Here is a 22,986-nt window from a genome sequence, read left to right on the forward strand (position 1 = left end):
GCCGTAGATCTCATGAGCAGCACCACCAACACCACCACCATCGGCACCATCGGAGCCCCGAGCCGCCGCAACACCGAGCTGGCGATGCTCATCTTCGCGGTGCTGATTCCGGTGTTCGCGTACGTCAACGTCGGTCTGGCGAAGGACGGTTCGGTGCCGGCCGGCGTGCTGGGCTACAGCCTCGGGCTCGGCCTGCTGGCGGGCGTCGCGCATCTCGTCGTCCGCAAGTGGGCGCCGTACGCGGATCCGCTGATGCTGCCCATCGGCACCCTGCTCAACGGCCTGGGTCTGATCTTCATCTGGCGGCTGGACCAGGAGCCCTCGCTGGGCAAGGCGATGGCTCCCAACCAGCTGATGTGGTCGACCTTCGGCGTCGCCCTCTTCCTCGGCATCCTGATCTTCCTCAAGGACCACCGCGTCCTGCAGCGCTACACCTACATCTCGATGGTGGTCGCGCTGGTGCTGCTGGTCGCCCCGGTGTTCTTCCCCGGTGTGAACGGCGCAAAGATCTGGATCACGATTCCGGGTCTCGGCTCGCTGCAGCCCGGTGAGTTCGCGAAGATCATCATCGCGATCTTCTTCGCCGGCTATCTGATGGTGAAGCGGGACGCGCTGGCCCTGGCCAGCCGCCGCTTCATGGGCCTGTACCTCCCCCGCGGCCGCGACCTCGGCCCGATCCTCGTCATCTGGGCGCTGAGCCTGATGATCCTGGTCTTCGAGACCGACCTGGGTACCTCGCTGCTGTTCTTCGGCCTGTTCGTCGTGATGCTGTACGTGGCGACCGAGCGGACCAGCTGGATCGTGTTCGGTCTGCTGCTCAGCGCGGGCGGCGCGGTCGCGGTGGCGACGTTCGAGTCCCACGTCCAGACGCGTGTGCACAACTGGCTCAACCCGCTGGAGCTGGTCAACGGCGGTGTCACCGAGACCGCCCAGGCCATGTACTCCTTCGGGTCCGGCGGCATCCTCGGCTCCGGTCTGGGACAGGGCTACTCCCGCCTCATCCTGGGCATCGCGCCGAAGAGTGACTACATTCTCGCCACGGTCGGTGAGGAGATCGGGCTGGCCGGCCTGATGGCCATCCTGATGCTGTACGGCCTGCTGATCGAGCGCGGTATCCGTACGGCGCTGGCGGCCCGCGACCCGTTCGGCAAGCTGCTGGCGATCGGCCTGTCCGGCGCCTTCGCCCTGCAGGTCTTCGTCGTCGCCGGTGGTGTGACGGGCCTGATCCCGCTGACGGGTATGACGATGCCGTTCCTCGCCCAGGGTGGCTCGTCCGTGATCGCCAACTGGGCGCTGATCGCGATCCTGCTCCGGATCAGCGACACCGCGCGCCGCCCGGCGCCGGCCCCCGCTCCCTCCACCGACGCCGAGATGACCCAGGTGGTCCGTCCGTGAACAAGCCCCTGCGCCGGGTCGCGATCTTCTGCGGCCTGCTCGTCCTCGCCCTGCTGGTCCGCGTCAACTGGGTGCAGTTCGTCCAGGGTGACGAGCTCAAGAACGACCCGCACAACCGCCGGGTCGCCATCGAGCGCTACAGCACCCCGCGCGGCAACATCATCGTGGACGGCAAGGCCATCACCGGCTCCTCGACCACGGACAGCGGCGACTTCAAGTACAAGCGGACGTACAAGAACGGCAAGATGTGGGCGCCGGTCACCGGCTACGCCTCGCAGGCCTTCGACGCCAACCAGCTCGAGAAGCTCAACGACGGCATTCTCACCGGCACCGACGACAGGCTCTTCTTCAGCCGCACGGTCGACATGTTCACCGGCAGCAAGCAGAAGGGCGGCAACGTGGTGACCACCCTCGACGCCAAGGCCCAGAAGGCGGCCTTCGACGGGCTCGGCAAGCAGAAGGGCGCGGTCGCCGCGATCAACCCGGAGACCGGCGCGATCCTGGCCCTGGCCAGCACCCCGTCCTACGACCCGTCCACCTTCGCCGGGATGAGCAACAAGGACGCCGAGGCGTACAACGCGCTGCAGAAGAAGAACAACCCCGACGAGCCGATGCTCAACCGGGCGCTGCGCCAGACCTACCCGCCCGGCTCGACCTTCAAGGTCGTCACGGCCGCGGCGGCCCTGGAGAACGGCCTCTACAACGACGTCGACTCCAGCACCCGGTCCCCGCTGCCCTACACGCTCCCCGACACCTCGGGCATCGAGCTGAAGAACGAGGGCAACATCCCCTGCAAGAACGCCACCCTGCGCGAGGCGCTGCGGGTGTCCTGCAACACCGTGTTCGGCAAGATCAGCGCCGACCTCGGCAACAAGAAGATGAAGGCCGAGGCGGAGAAGTTCGGCTTCAACGACCCGGGAATCAACACCCCGGTCCGCGCCTCGGAGAGCATCTTCCCCGAGGACAACCGGCCGCAGAACGCGATGGCCGGCATCGGCCAGGCCTCCAACCGCGCCACGCCGCTGCAGATGGCCATGGTCGCCTCGGCGGTCGCCAACCACGGCAAGCTGATGAAGCCGTACATGGTCGACCGGCTGGTCGCGACGAACCTCAACGTGGTCCAGCAGCACACTCCGCAGGAGATGAGCCAGCCGCTCAGCCCGGAGAACGCGCAGAAGATCCAGAGCATGATGGAGACCGTGGTCAAGTCGGGTACGGGAACCAACGCCCAGATCCCGAACGTCACAGTCGGCGGTAAGACCGGTACCGCACAGCACGGCGAGAACAACAAGGACAATCCGTACGCCTGGTTCATCTCCTACGCGAAGACCGACAAGGGCACCCCCGTCGCGGTCGCTGTCGTCATTGAGGGATCCGACACGCTCCGCGATGACATCGCCGGTGGCAAGCTCGCAGCTCCGGTCGCGAAGCACGTCATGCAGGCGGTACTCGAAGGCGAAAAGTGACTCAGATCATGCCAATACCGGTCACGTATCAGGTTGCGGCTCCGGCCCGGTCCGGTACGGCGTGGCGGGTACGGTATGCCCGGACAGCACACCGCCGGACCACACACCGGTGCGGTCGGGACTGACGGAGAGGGCTGGAGAAGCTTATGGAAGAGCCGCGTCGCCTCGGCGGCCGGTACGAGCTGGGCTCGGTGCTCGGCCGCGGTGGCATGGCCGAGGTGTACCTCGCGCATGACACCCGCCTGGGCCGCACCGTAGCTGTGAAGACGCTGCGGGTGGACCTCGCCCGTGACCCGTCCTTCCAGGCCCGGTTCCGCCGTGAGGCCCAGTCGGCCGCCTCGCTGAACCATCCGTCGATCGTCGCGGTCTACGACACCGGCGAGGACTACGTCGACGGTGTCTCGATCCCGTACATCGTCATGGAGTACGTCGACGGCTCCACGCTCCGTGAGCTGCTGCACTCCGGAAGAAAGCTGCTGCCCGAGCGCTCGCTGGAGATGACCACCGGTGTCCTCCAGGCGCTGGAGTACTCCCACCGGGCCGGCATCGTCCACCGCGACATCAAACCGGCCAACGTCATGCTGACGCGCACCGGCCAGGTCAAGGTCATGGACTTCGGCATCGCCCGCGCCATGGGCGATGCCGGGATGACGATGACGCAGACCGCGGCGGTCATCGGCACGGCCCAGTACCTCTCGCCCGAGCAGGCCAAGGGCGAGCAGGTCGACGCCCGCTCCGACCTGTACTCCACCGGCTGTCTGCTCTACGAGCTGCTCACGGTACGGCCGCCGTTCGTCGGTGACTCACCGGTCGCGGTGGCCTATCAGCATGTCCGCGAGGAGCCGCAGAAGCCGAGCAACTTCGACCCCGAGATCACGCCGGAGATGGACGCCATCGTCCTGAAGGCGCTGGTCAAGGACCCGGACTACCGCTATCAGTCGGCCGACGAGATGCGTGCCGACATCGAGGCGGCGCTGGACGGCCAGCCGGTCGCGGCGGCCTCCGCCATGGGCGCGGCCGGCTACGACCAGGACCAGCCGACCACCATGCTGCGTCCGCAGGATCCGGCCGGCCAGACCTCCATGCTTCCGCCGATGAACGCGGACGACGGGGGCTACGGCTACGACGACCGCGGCGACCGCCGCCGCGGCGGCGGCCAGAAGAAGAGCAACACCTCGACGATCCTGCTGGTGCTTGCGGCCGTCCTCGTCCTGGTCGGTGCGATCTTCATCGGCAAGGCGATGTTCACCAGCAGCAATACTGACGGCAAGGTGTCGGTGCCCGACCTCGTCGGCAAGACCCGCGCCGAAGCGAAGGACTCCGGACGGAACGGCGGCTTCAAGGTCTCCGAGGCCGGTCGCAAGGCCTGCGACAACGTCAAGAAGGGCCAGGTCACCGAGCAGTCCCCGGAGGCCGGCAAGACGATCGACAAGAATGACACGGTCGACGTGACCATGTGCACGGGCGCCGTCAAGGTCACCGTTCCGGACGTGGAGGACCTCGCGTTCGAAAGTGCTCGTGACCGCCTCGAACGCAAGGGCTTCAAGAACGTCAAGAAGGTCCCTGAGGAGTCCGACCGGACGCCGGGCATCGTGCTCAAGCAGAACCCCGCAGGCCAGAGCGAGGCGCCCAAGAGCACAGTGATCGTCCTCACCGTCGCCCAGGAGTCGCCCAAGCGGAACGTCCCGCCCGTCACGGGACAGGACTTCGAGACGGCCAAGAAGCAGCTGGACGACCTGGGCTTCGAGGTCAGCAAGACCGAACAGGAAGTCACCGACCCGAACCAGGTCGGCAAGGTGCTCAGCCAGAGCCCCGATGGCAACACCCCGGCCAAGGAGGGTTCCACTGTGACCCTCACGGTCGGTAAGGCGGGGGCCCAGACACCGGTTCCGAGTGTCGTCGGCCAGACGGTGAAGGAGGCGAAGAAGGCGCTGCAGCAGGCCGGCTTCACCAACATCCAGTTCGCCGGCGGCTCGCAGGACGACAACGCCCGCGTGGCCGCCCAGGACCCGCAGCCGCAGACACCGTCCGACCCCAAGACCACCACCGTGACGCTGACCACCATCGGTGGCGGCGGCAACGGCAATGGCGGCAACGGGGGCGACGACGGCGGCGGCTTCATCGGCGGACCGTTCGGCTAGCAGAGCAGCGGTCGCTTCGGCGAGGCAAGCAGGAAGCCCCGGCAGCCCTCCAAGGGCGCCGGGGCTTCCTGCTGTCCGCTAGCGGAGTTCCTTCGGGGGTGTGCGGTCCGCGTCGACCTTTTCGGTGCGCTCCAGCTCGCCCCAGACGACGTAGCGGTAGTTCGAGGTGTAGACCGGGGTGCAGGTCGTGAGGGTGATGTAGCGGCCCGCCTTGCGCTTGCCGGATTCCTTGGGGATGTCGTCGAGGACGTCCACGTTGTACTTCGAGGTCTCGGGCAGGGTCGCGAAGACCTTGTAGACGTACCAGGTGTCCTTGGTCTCGAAGACGATCGGGTCGCCGTCCTTGAGCTTGTCGATGTTGTGGAACTTCGCGCCGTGGCCGTCGCGGTGGGCGGCGAGCGTGAAGTTGCCCTTCTTGTCCTTGGGCAGCCCCGACTTGACCGGCTTGGTGTAGTAGCCGGCCACGCCCTCGTTGAGGATGTCGGCGTCGGTGCCCTTCTCGACCAGCACTTCGCCGTTGTTCATCGCCGGGACGTGCAGAAAGCCGATGCCGTCCTTGGTGTCCAGCTCCCCCGGCCCCTTGGGCCCGCTGCTCGCCCAGTGCTGACGCACCTGGTCACCCTGCTTGTGCGCTTCGCGGTCGGCGAGGACGTTGGTCCACCACAGCGAGTAGGCGACGAAGAGGCCCAGGATCAGCCCGACCGTGATCAGCAGCTCCCCGATGACGCTGACGGTGGAGGCGATGGCCCGGCGCACACGGCGCGGCTTGAGTGGCGGCGCGGACCGGTCGCATGCCTCGTCGTTTCCGGTGGCAGTCACCGCGTAGCACCCCTCTTATGTTTGCTCAGCCGGCGAGCGCATCCGGTTTGCCCTTGCTCCGCGGCCGCTCGTCGACCATCTTGCCCCAGACGATCATCCGAAAGGTACTGGTGAACTCCGGGGTGCAGGTCGTCAGGGTGATGTAGCGGCCGGGGCCGGTGAATCCCGAGCCGGGCGGCACCGGACCGATCACGCTGGTGTTGCTCGGAGACGTCTGCGGGAGGATGCTCTCCATCTCGTACGTGTAGTACGAGCTCTTCGTCTCAACGATGATCTTGTCGCCCTTGGTGAGACGGTTGACGTAGCGGAACGGCTCACCATGAGTGTTGCGATGGGCCGCCACCGCGAAGTTGCCCTTCTTGTCCCAGGGCATCGCCGTCTTGATCCCGCTGTTCTTGTCGTAGTGACCGATCATGCCGTGGTCCAGCACTTTGTGCTTGTCGATCCCCTCGGCTATCGGCGCCTTCACATCCAGCTTGGGGATATACATGATCCCGAAGCGCTCGCCGTCCGCGAGATTCTTCTTCTCGCCGCCGCCCTTGTCCCATTCGCTCTGCAGATTGTTGGCGGCACCGCCCGCCTCCTGTTCCGCCATCACGTTCGTCCACCAGAGCTGATAGGTGACGAACAGCAGCATCAGCACGCCGAGGGTGATGAAGGCCTCGCCCAGCGCGCGGCTGGCGATCAGGCTGGGGCTGTCCTTGGCGGCTCGTGCGGCCTGCCGGGCCTCCAGCCGGGACATGGGGGCGGGCGCCGGTTCGGAGACGGTGGCAGCGGCGGCCGTCGCGGCGGCGCCACTGTGGCGTCCACGCCTGCCGCCCCGCTTGGCGGCCTCCTGAGCAGCCTTGCGCCGGGCCGCTCGGCCTCCGGGCGCCGGGTCCACTGCCGCGGTTTCACGTGAAACCGTCGCCTCGGTTTCACGTGAAACGCTGTCCCCGTCGCGCTTCTCGGCCTGCCGCAGCGCCATGGTCTCGTCGTCCCGCCACGACGCGGGGCCCGTGGCCGCTGCCGGAGCGGGGCTCACGGCCGGAGTCGGGCTCACCCGCGGAGCGGGGGTGGGGGCGGGCGACGCCGGTGTCTCCGGGGCGGTACCGCGCTGAGATATCGGATCGGCGGTGGCGGGGTGGGGAGCGGGGCCGGAGCCGTGTGCCTGGCCGTAGGCGGCCGTCTGAGAGCCGTAGGACTGCCGGCCCGGCCGGGACTGCTCTTCGGGCTCCAGATGCGGGCGGAACCACGGTGAGCCCTGTCTCCCGCCCTCCTGAGCCGGTTTGCCCCGCCGGCGACCGCGGCCCGGCTGCCCGTAGGGATCCGGCGCGGGCGCGGGTGCCGGTGGCACCTGGCCCGGCAGCGGATCGGTCAGCGGGTCGGCCAGCTGCTCCACCGCCGCCTCGAACGCATCGGGCTGCACGTACGGGTCCTGCGGAGCGTAGGACCGCTCCGGCTCGTCCGGCTCGTAGGCTCTCCCTTCACGTTCGGGGCGCAGAGCGGTCACCCGCCGGCCTTGCCGACCACCGGGGCCAGCCCCGTGGAGCGCTCCACTGCCCCCTTGTCGCCGCATTCGACGAGCCAGTTGGCCAGCATCCGGTGGCCCCACTCCGTCAGGACCGACTCGGGGTGGAACTGGACGCCCTCGACGAGGAGTTCGCGGTGCCGCAGGCCCATGACGATCCGTCCGCCGGGGACGTCCTCGGCCTCCGTCCAGGACGTGACGATCAGTTCGTCGGGGACGGTGTCCGGCTCGACCGCCAGGGAGTGATAGCGGGTGGCGGTGAAGGGGGACGGCAGCCCGGAGAAGACGCCGACGTCCTCGTGGTGGACCGGCGAGGTCTTGCCGTGCAGCAGCTCGGGGGCGCGGTCCACCACGCCGCCGTACGCGACCGCCATCGACTGCATGCCCAGGCAGACGCCGAAGACCGGGACGCCGGTGTCCGCGCAGTGCCGGACCATGTCGACGCAGACGCCGGCCTGCTCGGGTGTGCCGGGTCCGGGCGACAGCAGCACCCCGTCGAAGCCGTCCTGGGCATGCCGCGGCTCGACCTCGTCGTTGCGCAGCACCTCACATTCGGCGCCGAGTTGGTAGAGGTACTGGACGAGGTTGAAGACGAAGCTGTCGTAGTTGTCGACGACGAGAATCCGTGCGGTCATCGGGCGGCCATCCCTTCATCGACAGTGACGTCATTGAAGGGGAGCAGCGGCTCCGCCCACGGAAAGACGTACTGGAAGAGTACGAAGACGACCGCCAGGACGAGCACCAGGGAAATCAGCGCTTTCACCCATGTGTTGCCCGGCAGATGCCGCCAGATCCAGCCGTACATGCTGTCGCTGTCCCCTTGCCGATGCCGATGACGATGTCGATTGCGACACCAGAGTAAGGGGCGAGGGCGGGCCCAGGTGGGTCAGCCGGTCAAAGCCGATGGCCTTCCCTGTGCCACGGGTTGGGTGGAATCGAGGTGTGCCCAGGCGATCAGCCGGTGGCTGTGGCCCCATTCCGGCTCGCAGGTGGTCAGCGTGAGATAGCGCCCGGGGCCGTTGAATCCGGACTTCCGCGGTACGGGGTCGATCACCCCGATGTCACCGGGCAGCGTCGTATAGGGCCGGTTGTCGATGCGGTAGGTGAACCAGGTCGTGCCGTCGGTCAGCACCACGGCGTCGCCGGGGCGCAGCCGCGGGAAGTCCTTGAAGGGGTCGCCATAGGTGCGGCGGTGACCGGCGACGGAGAAGTTGCCGGTCTCGCCGAGGCGGGCGGTGCGGGCGTAATGGCCGAGGCCGCGCTTGAGGACATCGGTCGCGGTGCCTTCCAGGACGGGCTTGGTCCAGTCGCTGCCCAGGCGCGGGATGTACATGACGGCGAAGGAAGCGCCCGGGGTGTAGCGGCGGGGCCGCTCGGCCGGGGCGGAGTCGCCGTCGGGGGCCGGTGTGCTGTCGGGGGCGGTGACCGGGCCCGTGGCCCACTGGTGTTGGAGCCTGCCGATCTCGCCATCCATGGCGCTGTCGGCCCGTACGCCGGTCCAGAAGAGGACGTAGGCCACGAAGAGCACGATCAGTGCGCCGACGGTGACGCAGATCTCGCTGAGCGTCCGTACGATCCACCGCACCGTCGTCCGGCCCCGCAGCGTCATCCGGCCCCGTCCCTCCCCGGCGCCCGCGGCGTGCGGGCTACGGCTTCACAGGATGTGCGTAGTGGAGTTCCACTGTGCCGGAGTAGCCGGGAAGAGTCACCGCCTCGTGCTGGTCGACCTTCCAGCCCAGGCCGTAGGCGTTCACGTACTGGAGATAGTTCTGGATGGCCGGGGCAGCGGTCAGCGCGTTGGTGAGGGCCTCGCGGTTGCCGACGGCGGTGACCTTGTACGGCGGGGAGTAGACCCGGCCCTGGAGGATCAGGGTGTTGCCGACACAGCGCACCGCGCTGGTGGAGATCAGCCGCTGGTCCATGACCTTGATGCCCTTGGCGCCGCCGTGCCACAGGGCGTTCACCACGGCCTGCAGGTCCTGCTGGTGGATGACCAGGTCGTTGGGCTGGGGCTCGGGCACCCCGGGGATCTTGGCGGTGGCGTTCGGCGGGGCGTCGGTGAGCGTGACCGTCACGCCCTGGCCCTTCAGCGGCTTGGTGCCGGCGTTCTTCTCCAGCGCCTTGAGCTTGGCGTCCTCGGCCCGGGAGCTGCCGTTGTCGCGCTGCGCGAGAGCGTCGACCTCTTCCCGGAGAGTGGCGTTACGGTCGTCTTGGGCACCGTTTTTGTGGCTGCGTTCCTGGATGAGGTCGGACAGCCGCAGCATCGAGTCGTCCGAGCGCAGATTCGTGCCACGCGCGGTGTCGAAGCTCAGCCAGAAGAGCAGCCCGGCGAGCGCGAACACGACCAGAGTGAGGAGCCGTACGGGCCGCAGGCGGGATCGGGTGGGGCGGTCGGGGGAGTCAGCGGAATTGCTCAACGTACCCTTACTCCTTACGGCGCCACGGAAGCACTACGCTAACGGACGCCCGGGAAAGGAATCCGCTCCCCACCGCATCCGCGCCCAGGCGCACATCTCGTACCTCCCCCGCGGATGGGGCACCGCCCGCTCGAGCGAAGCCGAGAGCGGGGGAGCAGCGCATCGACAGGAGAGTTCCTCGTGCCGAAGTCACGGATCCGCAAGAAGGACGACTTCACGCCGCCGCCGGCGAAGACCACCAACCTGAAGATGAGCTCAGGCCGCGGTTGGGTGGCGCCACTGATGTTGGCGATGTTCCTGATCGGGCTGGTGTGGATCGTGATGTTCTACGTGTCCGAGGGCGATCTGCCGATCGCGGCCATGGGCAACTGGAACATCGTGTGCGGCTTCGGCTTCATCGCGGTGGGCTTCGGCGTATCCACCCAGTGGAAGTAGCGCAAGCCCTGCCCAAGGCCATCCACACGGTTATCCACAGCCGGGGAAAACTTCAGAAGATCTGTGGATAACCCTCCGGAGGTTGACGCCGGTGTGATCGGCGGCACCCTCTTCCGGCCTCCTGCTCCCCCTTTCCTTACTGGGGAAACGCAGGTCGGAGCGGACCGGAACGAGAGTTCCGCACAGCATGCACAAGATCGGCCACGCACTGTGGACAACGTGACGGTACGGACCCTCAGCCCACCAGCTGAAGGGTCCGTACCCACACCACCGCGATGATCGCCAGCAGCGCCACCACACAGGTCGCGCTGTGCACCAGCGTCCGCCGGTCACGCGGCGCATGCACCATCCCGAACGCCACCGCGGCGCCCACCACCAGGCCGCCGACATGGGCCTGCCAGGCGATGTGCGGCCACAGGAACGTGAAGGCCAGGTTGAGGCCGAGCAGGATCAGCACCGGCTTCATGTCGTAATTCAGCCGCCGCAGGAGCACCGCCGTCGCGCCGAGCAGCCCGAAGATCGCGCCGGACGCACCCAGCGAGGGCTGGTTCTGCGCGGCGAGGAGATACGACAGGGCGCTGCCGCCCAGACCGGCGAGCAGGTAGAGCGCGATGAACCGCAGCCGGCCGAGCGCCGCCTCCAGCGGCGGTCCCAGCCACCACAGCGAGAGCATGTTGAACGCGAAGTGCGCGATCGCCTGGTGCAGGAACATCGAGGTCAGCAGGCGGTACCACTCGCCCTCGGCGACACCGACGAGCTGAAACCGGCTCGGGTCGGCGGCGAGCCCGAGTAGTTCGAGCCGGCTGGCCAGTGGGCTCATGTCGCCGCCGGTCGCCAGCACGGCGACGAACACGGCGGCGTTGATGCCCAGCAGGATCTTGGTGATCAGCCGCGGATCGGCGGCAATCGTGCCGCCCGCGATCGTGCGCGGCGCGGCGGCCTGCGGCGCATGACCGGTGCCGCCACCGCTGCGTACGCAGTCCGGGCACTGGAAGCCGACCGAGGCGCTGACCATGCACTCCGGGCATATGGGCCGGTCACAGCGGGTGCAGCGAATTCCGGTGGAGCGATCCGGGTGGCGGTGGCAGCCCGGCAGGCCATCGTCACCCCGCGCGTCCTGCGGCTCCTTCGGGCTGCCTGGCACCTGGTCCATCCGTCCCCTCGTCCCCTTCTCCGTCCGGCGCGTCAGCACTTCGCCGTTTCCGCCCGCCTTCGCCCCGTGGACGAGCGTCGCGCCCCGCCTGATGTACGACCGGGCGGGGCGCAATGGTTCCCCGGACCCGGCCGGGGCGCACGACGCGGGTCAGCGGGTCTCGATGGCCACCGACTCGATCACGACGTCCTGGAGCGGACGGTCGGTGCGCGGGTTGGTCTGGGTGGTGGCGATGGCGTCGACGACCTTCTTGCTCGCCTCGTTGCTGACCTCACCGAAGATGGTGTGCTTGCCGGTCAGCCACGCGGTGGCCCCGACGGTGATGAAGAACTGCGAGCCGTTGGTGCCCGGGCCGGCGTTGGCCATGGCCAGCAGGTACGGCTTGTTGAAGGCCAGGTCGGGGTGGAACTCGTCCCCGAACTCGTAGCCGGGGCCGCCGGTGCCGTTGCCCAGCGGGTCGCCACCCTGGATCATGAAACCGCTGATCACCCGGTGGAAGACCGTGCCGTCGTACAGCCGGTCCGTGGACTTCTTGCCGGTCGCCGGGTGGGTCCACTCCCGCTCGCCGTTGGCGAGCTCGACGAAGTTCTTGACCGTCTTCGGTGCATGGTTCGGCAGGAGCCGAATCTCGATGTCGCCCTGGTTCGTCTTCAGGGTGGCGTAGAGCTGCTCAGCCACGATCTACCTTCCATAAGTCTTCACTGACGGTTCCTGATCCTCGCATGGACCGGCCCTCCGAAGGCCTCCTCGCCGCATGTGCGCGCCGTCCCGACCGCACCTCTTGACGGTTTTCGTGCGCATTTCCTGCGCCCGGAGCGGCAAATCGTGGCATTGTCGTCAACAAGACTCCGGAAGGTCCGCAATGACCCGGATGCCCGCTCGCACATGCCGTGCGACGCATGAGCGGGCATGATCTCCAAACGGGTGGACAGGCGACAGAGAAGACACGGGGGACCAACCCCCAAGCCCCGGACACGCCACCGAGGAGGAGGATCCCGTGACCCGCAAGAAGAGCGTGCGCGCCGCGACCGATACGGCCAAGGACAGCGTGCGGCACGCCGCGGAGGTGGTGGCTCCGTATGCCGGTACGGCCAAGGAAGCCGCCGCGCACTTCGCTCACGAGGCCCGCACGCGAGCGGCTCCCAAGGTGGCCGAGGCCGCTCATCAGGCACGTGTGCAGTACGACGCGCATCTGCACCCACGTATCGAGCACGCCCGTGGCACGCTGCCGCCCAAGGTGGACGCCGCGGCGACCCGCGCTGCCTGCCGGACCCGTAAGGCGGCCCGCCAGGCGGCCGACTACACGGCACCGCGGCTGGAGCACGCGGTGACCCACGCCCGCGCCGCGGCCGAGCCGGTGCGCGACGAGGCCCTCGCCCGCGGTACCGCCGCGCTCGCCGCCCTCCGCGGCCAGGTGACGGCCGCCGAGATCGCCAAGCTCCAGAAGAAGCACAGCCGGCGGGCCAAGTGCGGCAAGCTCGCCAAGCGCCTCACCGTGCTGGGCATCCTGGCCGGCGGTGCGATCGCCGCCTGGAAGTGGTGGGACAAGCAGGCCAACCCGGACTGGCTGGTCGAGCCGCCGGCTCCTACCGAGGTCAGCGAGCGCGGCCGGCTGAGCGCGGTCGACGGCAGCGAGGGCGCCTCGCTGGACCCCGACGTCCAGGCCAAGCAGGCCGAGGCCGATGAACGCGGCGGCAACACGGCCTGACAGCGGAGCAGCGGAAACCTCACCGGGCCGGGCCCGTCATCCCAGCGAGGGGCGGCGGGCCCGGCCCGGTCGCGTACGGCCGACGGCGCCGAGCACATGCCCCAACACTCCGTCAGAAACTCAAAAGCCCTTCTGACCAGCGGTTACGCCGATCGGAAGGGCTTTCGGGAGTGGAGCCTAGGGGAGTCGAACCCCTGACATCTGCCATGCAAAGACAGCGCTCTACCAACTGAGCTAAGGCCCCTTCGCCGACCAGGGTACCCGGTGTCCGGCCGCTTTCCCGACCGGGTATCGCCGCACACCGTTGCTCTCCGTAGGATGCTTCGCGAGATTCGCGGCAGCGAAGCGATCGGGGAGACAGGGGAGACGGTATGGACTCAGCACAGCAGGAAGCCACCGCGCGGGCCCGGGAGCTGCAGCGCAGTTGGTACGGGGAGCCTCTGGGTGCGCTGTTCCGCCGTCTCATCGACGATCTCGGCCTGAACCAGGCCCGGCTGGCCGGCGTGCTCGGTCTGTCCGCCCCCATGCTGTCCCAGCTGATGAGCGGGCAGCGCGCGAAGATAGGCAACCCGGCCGTGGTGCAGCGGGTGCAGGCGCTGCAGGACCTGGCCGGCCAGGTCGCCGACGGCAGCGTCAGCGCAGCCGAGGCCACCGACCGCATGGAGGAGATCAAGAAGACGGCGGGCGGCTCGGTGCTGAACAACACCGCGCAGCAGACGTCGTCGACGGGGGCGACCACGGTCCGGCGCGTGGTGCGGGAGATCCAGTCGCTGCTGCGGTCGGTCGCCGACGCCGGAGACATCATCGATGCGGCGAACACCCTCGCCCCGGCTCACCCCGAACTGGCAGAGTTCCTCCGGGTCTACGGTGCCGGTCGCACCGCGGACGCGGTCGCCCATTACGAGGCGCACCAGAGTTAGCCACAGGGGACCTTGCGAGTTCAGAAGGCGGACGGGGCGCAATGGGTGAGATCTTCGCCGGTCGGTATGAGCTGATCGACCCGATCGGACGGGGCGGGGTGGGCGCGGTCTGGCGCGCCTGGGACGCCCGGCGCCGCCGCTACGTTGCCGCCAAGGTGCTGCAACAGAGCGACGCGCACACACTGCTGCGCTTCGTCCGCGAACAGGCACTGCGGATCGACCATCCGCATGTGCTGGCCCCGGCGAGCTGGGCCGCGGACGACGACAAGGTGCTGTTCACCATGGATCTGGTGAACGGCGGCTCGCTGGCGCATCTGATTGGGGATTACGGCCCGCTGCCGCCGCGGTTCGTGTGCACGCTGCTGGACCAGCTGCTGGCCGGGCTGACCGCGGTGCACGCGGAGGGGGTGGTGCACCGCGACATCAAGCCCGCGAACATCCTGCTGGAGGCCACCGGCACCGGACGGCCGCATCTGCGGCTGTCCGACTTCGGCATCGCGATGCGCAAGGGCGAGCCACGGCTCACCGAGACCAACTACGTGGTGGGCACGCCCGGTTACTTCGCTCCGGAGCAGCTGCTGGGCGCCGAACCGGACTTCCCCGCCGATCTGTTCGCGGTCGGTCTGGTCGCGCTCTATCTGATCACCGGCACCAAGCCGGACGGCGAGGCGATGAGCCGGCACTTCTCCGAGCACGGCATCCCGAACGCGCCCGAGGGCGTCCCGGAGCCGCTGTGGCAGGTGCTGGCGTCCCTGGTCCACCCGGATCCGGAGGCGCGGTTCAAGACGGCCACCGGGGCGCGTAAGGCGATGCTGTCGGCGGTCGAGCTGCTGCCGGACGCGACGATCGAGGAAGAGATCGTCGAGGTCTTCGACCATATAGGGCCGCTGCCGGCCGACTTCGGGCCGGACGGGCCGCTGCGTCCCAGGAATACCGCGGGACCCGCGACGGCCGGCGCCACCGCAGGCACCGGGGCCACCGGGGCCACCGGGCAGGTCTCCATGTCGGACACCGGCAGCTTCCAGCTCGCCCCGCCGGAGCCGAGCACCCCGGCGACACCGGCCCCGACGCCCACGCCCACCCCGATGCCGGGGGCGGTGCCGGGCAGCACCTCGACGGGCCACGGCAGCACGCCCACGGGCCACGGCGCCCCCTCCACCGGCCACGGCGCAAGCCTCACAGGCCACGGCGGCGCCTTCCCCCACCACGGCGGTACGCCCACCGGCCATGGCACCCCGGCCGGGCCGCCCGCCTCGTCCGGCATACCGACGACGCCGCCCCCGCCGCCGGCGCCCGCGTACGAGCCGACCGCCGCCGCCCACCCGGAACGGTCCGCGACCCGCCCGTACACGGCGGGCCCGCTCCCGGTCCCCGGACAGCCCCCGGCGGGCATCTCCGTCACCGTTCCGGCCATGGCGTACCCCGCCCCGCGCAGAAAGCCGGGACCGCCCCCGAAGGTCGCGGTCCCGGTGCTGATCGTGGCGTTGCTGTGCATCGCGGTCGGTGTCTGGGCGCTGATCGCCGCCTGACGCCCCACCACGGGGCCGGTGGCCGGCAGTGGGGCCGGGACGGCACTCGGACCCACACAGGCCCTCTACCAGCCCTGTGGCGGCCCGAACTGGCGATTCTGCAGCGCCTGTTGGGTCGAGTCCGTCGACTGTTCCGGCAGCGAAGGCTGACCCCCCGGTCCGCCCGCCGTACCCGGTCCGGCCGGTGTGGCCGCCGCACCGGCCGCCGACCGCCGCGCCACCAGCGTCCACGCTCCCAGTCCCACCAGCAGCACCACACCCGTGCCGATCCCGGCGTAGGCCACCGTCATCAAGGTGCCGCTCTTCGACGCCTCCTGTGCGGACTGGCCCTTCTCCGCCGTCTCCCGGTCCTCGGGCGTGACGGAGAAGACGCGGGTCGGCTCGGCGTAGCCGGGCCCGGGCTTGGCGGTGCCGCGGACATCCACCCGCAGGGTGAGCTCCGCGGCCTCGGGGAAGTACTGCGCGGCATCGGGGTGCAGGCTCACCTCGAGGTAGTACCAGCCCGCGAACCGCATCGCGTTGACCGAACCGGTCGAGTCAAAGCGGTTGCCGTAGTCGACGGGCGCGGTGAACTCCTTGGCGGCGGCCGGCTTCCCCGTGTACGAGACAAAGCTGGGGTTGCCGACCACACCGCGCGCCGGGTTGTGGACGCTCAGGCCGAGCACCCTGGGGAGGAAGCCGGTGGCCTTGGCCGACGTCGCGTTCGGCAGCTCGGCGCTCAGGTTGAGCCGCTGTCCCCAGTCCACCGGCACACGGTAGAAGCGGGTCTCGCCCGGCCTGATCCGGTCCTTCCAGACGCCCGTGGCGACCGAGCCCGCGTCGTTGAAGCCGGTGCCGCCCTTGGCGCTGCGCTTGGTGGTGTCCGTACGCGGCGCCGGTGTCGCGGTGCTCCAGAGGCCCTTGCCCGGCTTGGCGGGGGTGTTGCCCTCAAGCGGGGGCTCGTTGAGGTAGTTGAGTTCCAGCGGCCAGGTGTCGGGGCCGGAGGTTGCCGATCCCTCGCGGGTGATCACGAGGTAGTACGGGCCGGCCTTCTGGCACTCCGTACGGTCGGCGCCGATGCGACGGGTGGCGTAGTCGGCGATCGGGTAGGCCATGCCGCCGCCGTTGAAGGACGGCCGGGCTTCCGAACCGCAGGTCGTGCCGTCGCTGTCCTGGACGGTGAGGGTCAGCTTGTCGCCGTAGTCCTCGACCTTGGTGCCGGGCGGGGGCGCCGCGACGGCCGAGAAGTATGCGCTGGTCCTGGCGTCCAGGTTGACGGCGTACCACTTCTGCTCGCCGCGCTTGATGGAGTCGGTGTGGAGTCCTGGCTTGAGCTGCGGTGCGTGCGCGGCACTGGAGGAGCCATCGGTCTTCGTGGCGCCCTCCGCCATGCGGTAGTGGGGGATGGCATCGGCGGAGGCCACGCCCACCGCCCCCGGCAGGATCGGCACCGCGGCGAGCGCCGCCAGCACGGCTATGCCCCTGTACGTCGTGCGCCCCGTCACCACGAGCCACCCCTCATCGGATCCGAATTCCCGCCGTCGGCACGCGGCTTTCTGCGCGCCCGCCCGTAGGCGACCGCGAGACCGGCCAGCAGCAGTACGCCCACGCCGCCGACGGCTACCGCCGCCACACGTCCTGTGGACCATCCTCCACCGCCGCCCGGCGTCCCGTCCTCCGAGGGACCGGAATCGCCCCGGGAGGTATCGGCCGCGACCGTGGCGGCCCCGGCCTGGGGGCCGCTCTTCTCCTTGCCCAGCACCGCGATCCGCAGCACCACGCCGATCTGCGGGTTCTCCGCGATCTGGGAGGCCTTGGCGCCCAGGGTCACCGCGAGGTAGAAGTCGCCCTTGCGGTGCACGGGGATGACGTTCGAGTGGTTCTCGTAGCGGTTGGTCCAGGCGACCGGGACCGTGCCCATGCTGAGCGAGGCCGGGCGCCCGTTGTAGGACACCTGCCGGCCGAATTCCGTGGTGCCGCTGCCGACCGGCGCACGGAACGGTGTGTAGACCTGGGTGCCACCGGAGGACGTATGGGCGCTGTAGCCCCTGACCGTCGGCTCGTTGGCGAACTCCACGTCGTAGCGGAGCTGCTGTCCCCATCCGACCGGCACCTTGTACCAAAGGGTCTGCGCGGGCAGCACCTTGTCCCGCCAGACGCCCCGGCGCAGCGTACGGGCGTCATTGAAGCCGGTGCCGCCGGTGACGTCCTTGGGGGCGGTGGTGGGCAGCGTGGCGTTCTTGCCTCCCGCGCCGTACTCCGGCTCCGACTGCGCGGGCGTGACGCCCTTCTTCAGCGGATGTTCCACGTGAAACGTCAGCTCCATCGGCCACCGTGCGGCGTCCGAGCCCTTGGCGGCCTTGCGCTCGACGACCAGCCAGTACCGCCCGGCCTTGTCACAGCCACCGGTACCGCTCTGCGAAGGGACCCGGCTGACGCCCGAGGTCAGCGGCGTCGCGCCCTCCTGTTGCCCGAAGAACTCGGTGGTGGACTGGCAGGCGCTGTCGGTGCCGTACGCGATCCGGGTGTGCAGCGCGTCGAGGTAGTCGACGGCCGCACCGGGCTGGGGCACCACGGTCGCCGAGAAGTTGGCCGTCGAGGCGGCATCCAGGCCGGTGGCGTAGTAACGCTCCTCGTTGGGCCCGATGGAGTCGAGGTACTGCCCGGGGGCCATGGCGGGCGCGCCGCTCCGGGCCGCCGTGCCGCGGATCTGCTTGCCCTTGAAGCGGTAGCCGTCCGCGGAGAGTTGGCCGGCCCGCTGGAGCTGGCGGGCGAGCGACCGGGCGTCCGGGGCGTCGTAGTACTGCCCGTTGCCGGCCTTGGCGATGCACTCCAGCTGGGCACGGGCCTTGCCCGCCACCTGGAAGCCGATGGCATCGATGTGCAGATCGACGCCGGAGGCGGCGAGTTGGGCGGCGACCTTGCAGGGCGCCGGCGTCCGGCAGTTGTCCTCGCCGTCGGAGACCAGCAGGATCGTGCGCTTGCCGATCGAGCCGCCGGCGGGCCGGGGCAGATCGGCGGCCGCCTTGCGCAGGGAGAGCCCGATGGGGGTGTCGCCCTTGGGCTCGACGCGCGCGACGGCCCGCTTGATGCCCGCCCGGTCGAGGGCGGCGACCGGCTGGGCGAGCCGGGTGTCGTCACAGCCCTTGGGCTTGTCGGCGCCGTAGACCCGCAGACCGGTGGGGTAGCCGTCGGGGAGTGCGTCGACGACCGTGCCGACGGCCTTGCGTGCGGAGTCGATCCGGGTGCCGCCGGAGCCGTCCTTCCCGGCCATCGAGCCGGATGAGTCGAGCACCATCACCATCCCGGTGCCCTCGGCGGCGGGCGCCCTGGTCGGTGTGGCGGCGATGGCCTGAAGTGGTGCGGCGGTCAGGGCCAGCAACAGCCCCCCGAGCAACGCCACCACCCCCCGGCATGGTCGTGCTGCCATGTCCTGCTCCCCCTTGTGTCCTGCTGGTCCACATCACCGACAGAAGCTTTGCTGTTGCAAGCTAATGGTGTGCTAAAGCAAACTCAAGAGGATCACCGTCACGGTCCTGCAACGACAATCAGCCACCCCGGCACAGCCGCCGGCCCCGGGAGCACCGACCGCCCCGCCCGCCCCCGGACGCACGAAACCCCGACCGCCCGGAGGCAATCGGGGTCCGTACGAACCTGCTGTGCGTTTATGGGTCTCAGACACCCGAACCTGCGGGCACGGAGTCGGTCGCCTCCGTCCACAGATCCTGCTCGGCGCGATCCGCCTGGATCTGGCGGTACACGAGGAGCCCGCCGATGGCGGCCAGTGCGACCAGGAGAAGCTTCTTCACCGCGCGACCTCGTCTTTCGTTGACGTAGGGGACCTATGTCGGCCGATGATACACACCGACCGATACCGATCGGTTACCTAGCCCGCGGACAGCAACACCTCTTCCGAGGCGCGCTCCGCGAGCCAACTTCCGCCTCCGTACAACGAATCGGCCCGGCCGGGGAGTTCCCCGGCCGGGCCGATTGTGCAGTGCGGCTACCAGGACTTGAACCTGGGGCCTCTTCCTTATCAGGGAAGCGCTCTAACCGTCTGAGCTATAGCCGCGCGCTCGCTGCACCAGAAGATTAGCGCACTTCAGAGGCGTTCCCAAAATCGGTTCACGGAGCCTGGCGAACGCCCTCCCACGAAGGCCTCACTCGTCCTCGGCGAGGGTGAGCTCCACGCCTCCGACGAACCCGGCCGACAGGTTGTAGATGAAGGCACCGAGCGTGGCCAGGGCCGTCGCCAGCACCACGTCGATCACCGCGATGATCGACGTGAACAGCAGCGCCCGCGGCAGCGACAGGAACGACTGCAGATCGAAGCCGCCGCCTTCACTGGAGCCGGTGGCCTCGCTGATCGTCGCGCCGACCGTGGAGAAGACACCCATCGCGTTCATGACCATCCACAGCACCGCGACGGCCACGACCGTGCAGATGCCCAGCGCGATGGAGAGCAGGAAGCTGACCTTCATCACCGACCACGGATCGGCGCGGGCCACCCGCAGCCGGGCCTTGCGGGTCCGCGGGGCCGTACGGGCGCCCGTACGAGGCCTGCGCACCGCCTGCCCGCCGGTCTCCTCGTCCTCGGTGGGATACGCCTGAGGCGGCTGATACGGCTGCTGTGCGCCGCTCCCGGCCTTCGCCTGGGGTTCCGGCCGGGGCTGTGGCTGCGGCTGTCGGGTTTCGGTCACGGGTCCCCCTTGATGCGAGCCCTCGTCCCGGGGGCCGGTGTCGGAAACGGCGGAGCCACGGGCGCTGTCCTCCGTCACGGTCGCGGGTCCGGACGAGGAGTCCTTCTCGGCTCCCGATCCACCCGCCGCAGCGCCCGTGGCTCCACTCACGATCTACTCCTCGTGTTACTCCGCGGGCTGCTCGCCCTCGGTCTCCGCGGGCTCGGTCCCCTCCGCCGCCTCGGTCTCGTCGGGCTCGTCGCCCCCGTCGACCTCTTCGGCTTCACGGCCGGCCTCGGCGTTCCATGCGATGCCGACGACGGCATCACGCTTGCCCAGGTTGATCAGTTGGACGCCCATGGTGTCACGGCCCGTCTCACGCACCTCGTTGACCCGCGTACGGATCACGCCACCCCCGAGCGTCACCGCGAGGATCTCATCCGTCTCCTCGACGACCAGCGCGCCGACCAGCGAACCCCGGTCCTCGACGATCTTGGCGGCCTTGATGCCCAGACCACCGCGGCCCTGGACGCGGTACTCGTCGACCGCGGTGCGCTTCGCGTACCCGCCGTCCGTCGCGGTGAACACGAAGGTGTTGGCGCGGACCACGTTCATCGAGAGCAGCTCATCGCCCTCGCGGAAGCTCATGCCCTTCACACCGGACGTGGCCCGGCCCATCGGGCGCAGCGCCTCGTCCGTCGCCGTGAACCGGATCGACTGGGCCTTCTTGCTGATCAGCAGCAGATCGTCGTGCTCCGACACCAGCTCGGCGCCGATCAGCTCGTCGTCCGTGCCGTCCTCCTGCTCGCGCAGGTTGATCGCGATGACACCGCCGGAACGCGGCGAGTCATAGTCCTTGAGCGGCGTCTTCTTCACCAGGCCGGCCTTGGTGGCGAGCACCAGATACGGCATGGCCTCGTAGTCGCGGATCGCCAGGATCTGCGCGATCTGCTCGTCCGGCTGGAAGGCGAGGAGATTGGCCACATGCTGACCCCGCGCGTCCCGTCCCGCGTCGGGGAGTTCGTACGCCTTGGCGCGGTAGACCCGGCCCTTGTTCGTGAAGAACAGCAGCCAGTGGTGGGTCGTGGAGACGAAGAAGTGGTCGACGATGTCGTCTTCCTTGAGCTTGGTGCCCCGGACGCCCTTGCCGCCGCGCTTCTGCGAGCGGTAGTCGTCGGTCTTCGTCCGCTTCACATAGCCGCCACGGGTGATCGTGACGACGATGTCCTCCTCGGCGATCAGGTCCTCGATGGACATGTCGCCCTCGAAGGGCACCAGCTTGCTGCGCCGGTCGTCGCCGAACTTCTCGACGATCGCGGCGAGTTCCTCGCTGATGATCTGGCGCTGGCGCTCGGGGGAGGCCAGGATCGCGTTGTACTCGTTGATCTTGCGCTGCAGCTCGTCGTGCTCGGCGGTGATCTTCTGGCGCTCCAGGGCGGCCAGCCGGCGCAGCTGCATCTCCAGGATCGCGTTCGCCTGGATCTCGTCGATCGTCAGCAGGCCCATCAGGCCCTCGCGCGCCACGTCGACCGTCTCACTGCGCCGGATCAGCGCGATGACCTCGTCGATGGCGTCCAGCGCCTTGAGCAGACCGCGCAGGATGTGCGCCCGCTCCTCGGCCTTGCGCAGCCGGAACTTCGTCCGGCGGACGATGACCTCGACCTGGTGCGTCACCCAGTTGCGGATGAAGGCGTCCAGCGAGAGCGTGCGCGGCACCCCGTCGACCAGCGCCAGCATGTTCGCGCCGAAGTTGGTCTGCAGATCGGTGTGCTTGTAGAGGTTGTTGAGGACGACCTTGGCGACCGCGTCCCGCTTGAGCACGATGACCAGACGCTGGCCCGTACGCGAGGAGGTCTCGTCGCGGACGTCCGCGATCCCGCCGATCTTGCCGTCCTTCACCAGGTCGGCGATCTTCTGCGCGAGGTTGTCCGGGTTGACCTGGTAGGGCAGCTCGGTGACCACCAGGCACTGGCGGTTCTGGATCTCCTCGACCGCCACCACCGCACGCATCGTGATCGAGCCACGGCCGGTGCGGTAGGCCTCCTCGATGCCCTTGCGGCCCACCACCAGCGCGCCGGTGGGGAAGTCCGGGCCCTTGATCCGCTCGATGAGCGCGTCCAGCAGCTCCTCGTGGGAGGCCTCCGGGTGCTCCAGCGCCCACTGGGCACCGGCCGCGACCTCGCGGAGGTTGTGCGGCGGGATGTTGGTGGCCATACCGACCGCGATACCGGCCGACCCGTTGATCAGCAGGTTGGGGAAGCGCGCCGGCAGGACCGTCGGCTCCTGGTTACGGCCGTCGTAGTTGTCCTGGAAGTCGACGGTCTCCTCGTCGATGTCCCGGAGCATCTCCATGGACAGCGACTTCATCTTGCACTCGGTGTACCGCATGGCGGCGGCCGGGTCGTTGCCCGGGGAGCCGAAGTTGCCGTTGGAGTCGACCAGCGGCATCCGCATCGACCACGGCTGCGCCAGGCGCACCAGGGCGTCGTAGATGGAGGAGTCGCCGTGCGGGTGGTACGTACCCATGACGTCGCCGACGACGCGGGCGCACTTGTAGAAGCCCTTCTCGGGGCGGTACCCGCCGTCGTACATGGCGTACAGGACGCGGCGGTGGACGGGCTTGAGGCCGTCCCGGACGTCCGGCAGCGCACGCGAGACGATGACGGACATCGCGTAGTCGAGGTAGGAGCGCTGCATCTCCGTCTCGAGCCCGACGGGCTCGACACGCATCCCCACGCCTTCGATGGCGGCGGGCGCGCCCTCGGCGGTCACGCCGTCCGGGGTCACAGGGGGGTTCTCGTCGGCCATGGTGGTTCAAAGTCCTTTCGAGCTGCG

20 protein-coding genes and 2 tRNA genes are annotated in these 22,986 nt (G+C 69.1%); 7 read left to right on the top strand and 15 right to left on the bottom strand.

Features of this window, described 5'->3' with window-relative positions:
• Positions 1–12: 12 nt before the first annotated feature.
• The 3 genes from NUT86_RS20875 (at position 13) to pknB (ending at position 5,002) form a co-directional block, all read left to right on the top strand.
• A complete protein-coding gene (locus tag NUT86_RS20875; protein ID WP_018092069.1) occupies positions 13–1,395 on the top strand; it encodes an FtsW/RodA/SpoVE family cell cycle protein in 1,383 nt (460 codons plus the stop codon).
• Positions 1,392–2,861 carry a peptidoglycan D,D-transpeptidase FtsI family protein gene (locus tag NUT86_RS20880; protein WP_018092070.1) on the top strand — a complete coding sequence of 490 codons (1,470 nt, stop codon included), beginning with the start codon at positions 1,392–1,394 and terminating at the stop codon, positions 2,859–2,861. Before NUT86_RS20875 ends, NUT86_RS20880 begins: the two co-directional genes overlap by 4 nt.
• Before the next feature lie 146 nt (positions 2,862–3,007).
• Positions 3,008–5,002 (top strand): Stk1 family PASTA domain-containing Ser/Thr kinase, encoded by a 1,995-nt coding sequence (gene pknB / locus NUT86_RS20885; protein ID WP_159487405.1) that lies wholly within the window; start codon positions 3,008–3,010, stop codon positions 5,000–5,002.
• Positions 5,003–5,080: 78 nt separating this feature from the next.
• Here the strand turns inward: pknB and NUT86_RS20890 are convergent, their stop codons facing one another.
• The 6 genes from NUT86_RS20890 to NUT86_RS20915 form a co-directional block, all read right to left on the bottom strand.
• Complete coding sequence (locus tag NUT86_RS20890) at positions 5,081–5,821, bottom strand: class E sortase (RefSeq protein ID WP_159487403.1); 741 nt, start codon at positions 5,819–5,821, stop codon at positions 5,081–5,083.
• Positions 5,822–5,846: 25 nt separating this feature from the next.
• Positions 5,847–7,313 (bottom strand): class E sortase, encoded by a 1,467-nt coding sequence (locus NUT86_RS20895; protein WP_274736982.1) that lies wholly within the window; start codon positions 7,311–7,313, stop codon positions 5,847–5,849.
• Entirely contained in the window at positions 7,310–7,966 is a 657-nt protein-coding gene (locus NUT86_RS20900) for an aminodeoxychorismate/anthranilate synthase component II (protein ID WP_159487401.1), read from the bottom strand. The genes NUT86_RS20895 and NUT86_RS20900 overlap by 4 nt, the downstream gene beginning before the upstream one ends.
• Complete coding sequence (locus NUT86_RS20905) at positions 7,963–8,136, bottom strand: hypothetical protein (RefSeq protein ID WP_018092075.1); 174 nt, start codon at positions 8,134–8,136, stop codon at positions 7,963–7,965. Before NUT86_RS20905 ends, NUT86_RS20900 begins: the two co-directional genes overlap by 4 nt.
• An 81-nt stretch (positions 8,137–8,217) precedes the next feature.
• Complete coding sequence (locus tag NUT86_RS20910; protein WP_018092076.1) at positions 8,218–8,940, bottom strand: class E sortase; 723 nt, start codon at positions 8,938–8,940, stop codon at positions 8,218–8,220.
• 37 nt (positions 8,941–8,977) lie between these two features.
• Entirely contained in the window at positions 8,978–9,748 is a 771-nt protein-coding gene (locus NUT86_RS20915) for a DUF881 domain-containing protein (RefSeq protein WP_018092077.1), read from the bottom strand.
• Positions 9,749–9,928: 180 nt separating this feature from the next.
• On the opposite strand from NUT86_RS20915, the gene crgA reads away from it, so the two are divergent.
• Positions 9,929–10,183 carry a cell division protein CrgA gene (gene crgA / locus NUT86_RS20920; RefSeq protein WP_018092078.1) on the top strand — a complete coding sequence of 85 codons (255 nt, stop codon included), beginning with the start codon at positions 9,929–9,931 and terminating at the stop codon, positions 10,181–10,183.
• 235 nt (positions 10,184–10,418) lie between these two features.
• Here crgA and NUT86_RS20925 read toward each other — a convergent pair whose 3' ends face one another.
• Together NUT86_RS20925 and NUT86_RS20930 are read right to left on the bottom strand one after the other, a co-directional pair.
• Positions 10,419–11,336, bottom strand: coding sequence for a rhomboid family intramembrane serine protease (locus tag NUT86_RS20925; protein ID WP_026170057.1), 918 nt, complete (start codon positions 11,334–11,336; stop codon positions 10,419–10,421).
• A gap of 150 nt (positions 11,337–11,486) precedes the next feature.
• The gene (locus tag NUT86_RS20930) at positions 11,487–12,014 is read right to left on the bottom strand and encodes a peptidylprolyl isomerase (RefSeq protein WP_018092080.1); all 528 of its coding nucleotides are present in this window, start codon (positions 12,012–12,014) and stop codon (positions 11,487–11,489) included.
• A gap of 319 nt (positions 12,015–12,333) precedes the next feature.
• Between NUT86_RS20930 and NUT86_RS20935 the strand changes: the two genes are divergently transcribed.
• Complete coding sequence (locus NUT86_RS20935) at positions 12,334–13,044, top strand: DUF5324 family protein (RefSeq protein ID WP_159487395.1); 711 nt, start codon at positions 12,334–12,336, stop codon at positions 13,042–13,044.
• A gap of 171 nt (positions 13,045–13,215) precedes the next feature.
• On the opposite strand, the gene NUT86_RS20940 is transcribed toward NUT86_RS20935, so the two are convergent.
• Positions 13,216–13,288 (bottom strand) — tRNA-Ala (locus tag NUT86_RS20940).
• Between the two features lie 127 nt (positions 13,289–13,415).
• On the opposite strand from NUT86_RS20940, the gene NUT86_RS20945 reads away from it, so the two are divergent.
• Both NUT86_RS20945 and NUT86_RS20950 read left to right on the top strand, forming a co-directional pair.
• Positions 13,416–13,964 carry a helix-turn-helix domain-containing protein gene (locus tag NUT86_RS20945; protein ID WP_018092082.1) on the top strand — a complete coding sequence of 183 codons (549 nt, stop codon included), beginning with the start codon at positions 13,416–13,418 and terminating at the stop codon, positions 13,962–13,964.
• Between the two features lie 41 nt (positions 13,965–14,005).
• Positions 14,006–15,493: a serine/threonine-protein kinase gene (locus tag NUT86_RS20950; RefSeq protein ID WP_274736990.1), complete on the top strand. Its 1,488-nt coding sequence runs from the start codon at positions 14,006–14,008 to the stop codon at positions 15,491–15,493.
• A gap of 65 nt (positions 15,494–15,558) precedes the next feature.
• Here the strand turns inward: NUT86_RS20950 and NUT86_RS20955 are convergent, their stop codons facing one another.
• The 6 genes from NUT86_RS20955 to gyrA form a co-directional block, all read right to left on the bottom strand.
• Positions 15,559–16,980, bottom strand: coding sequence for a hypothetical protein (locus NUT86_RS20955; RefSeq protein WP_274736992.1), 1,422 nt, complete (start codon positions 16,978–16,980; stop codon positions 15,559–15,561).
• The gene (locus NUT86_RS20960; protein ID WP_274736994.1) at positions 16,974–18,902 is read right to left on the bottom strand and encodes a vWA domain-containing protein; all 1,929 of its coding nucleotides are present in this window, start codon (positions 18,900–18,902) and stop codon (positions 16,974–16,976) included. The genes NUT86_RS20955 and NUT86_RS20960 overlap by 7 nt, the downstream gene beginning before the upstream one ends.
• 244 nt (positions 18,903–19,146) lie before the next feature.
• Complete coding sequence (locus tag NUT86_RS20965; protein WP_003958712.1) at positions 19,147–19,281, bottom strand: DLW-39 family protein; 135 nt, start codon at positions 19,279–19,281, stop codon at positions 19,147–19,149.
• Between the two features lie 189 nt (positions 19,282–19,470).
• Positions 19,471–19,544: transfer RNA gene (locus NUT86_RS20970), tRNA-Ile, on the bottom strand.
• Positions 19,545–19,632: 88 nt separating this feature from the next.
• Positions 19,633–20,322 carry a DUF3566 domain-containing protein gene (locus tag NUT86_RS20975; RefSeq protein ID WP_026170058.1) on the bottom strand — a complete coding sequence of 230 codons (690 nt, stop codon included), beginning with the start codon at positions 20,320–20,322 and terminating at the stop codon, positions 19,633–19,635.
• A gap of 15 nt (positions 20,323–20,337) precedes the next feature.
• Complete coding sequence (gene gyrA / locus NUT86_RS20980; RefSeq protein ID WP_018092087.1) at positions 20,338–22,959, bottom strand: DNA gyrase subunit A; 2,622 nt, start codon at positions 22,957–22,959, stop codon at positions 20,338–20,340.
• Between the last annotated feature and the right edge of the window lie 27 nt (positions 22,960–22,986).

Origin of the sequence: Streptomyces sp. G7(2002), from assembly GCF_028870195.1 — a bacterium.
Classification (GTDB): domain Bacteria; phylum Actinomycetota; class Actinomycetes; order Streptomycetales; family Streptomycetaceae; genus Streptomyces; species Streptomyces nigrescens.

Bases quoted from the DNA above. Each gene is read 5' to 3' on its own strand.
- NUT86_RS20875 (WP_018092069.1), top strand. From the start codon at position 13: ATGAGCAGCACCACCAACACCACCACCATCGGCACCATCGGAGCCCCG.
- pknB (WP_159487405.1), top strand. From the start codon at position 3,008: ATGGAAGAGCCGCGTCGCCTCGGCGGCCGGTACGAGCTGGGCTCGGTG.
- NUT86_RS20900 (WP_159487401.1), bottom strand. From the start codon at position 7,966: ATGACCGCACGGATTCTCGTCGTCGACAACTACGACAGCTTCGTCTTC.
- NUT86_RS20905 (WP_018092075.1), bottom strand. From the start codon at position 8,136: ATGTACGGCTGGATCTGGCGGCATCTGCCGGGCAACACATGGGTGAAA.
- NUT86_RS20910 (WP_018092076.1), bottom strand. From the start codon at position 8,940: ATGACGCTGCGGGGCCGGACGACGGTGCGGTGGATCGTACGGACGCTC.
- NUT86_RS20925 (WP_026170057.1), bottom strand. From the start codon at position 11,336: ATGGACCAGGTGCCAGGCAGCCCGAAGGAGCCGCAGGACGCGCGGGGT.
- NUT86_RS20945 (WP_018092082.1), top strand. From the start codon at position 13,416: ATGGACTCAGCACAGCAGGAAGCCACCGCGCGGGCCCGGGAGCTGCAG.
- NUT86_RS20950 (WP_274736990.1), top strand. From the start codon at position 14,006: ATGGGTGAGATCTTCGCCGGTCGGTATGAGCTGATCGACCCGATCGGA.
- NUT86_RS20960 (WP_274736994.1), bottom strand. From the start codon at position 18,902: ATGGCAGCACGACCATGCCGGGGGGTGGTGGCGTTGCTCGGGGGGCTG.
- gyrA (WP_018092087.1), bottom strand. From the start codon at position 22,959: ATGGCCGACGAGAACCCCCCTGTGACCCCGGACGGCGTGACCGCCGAG.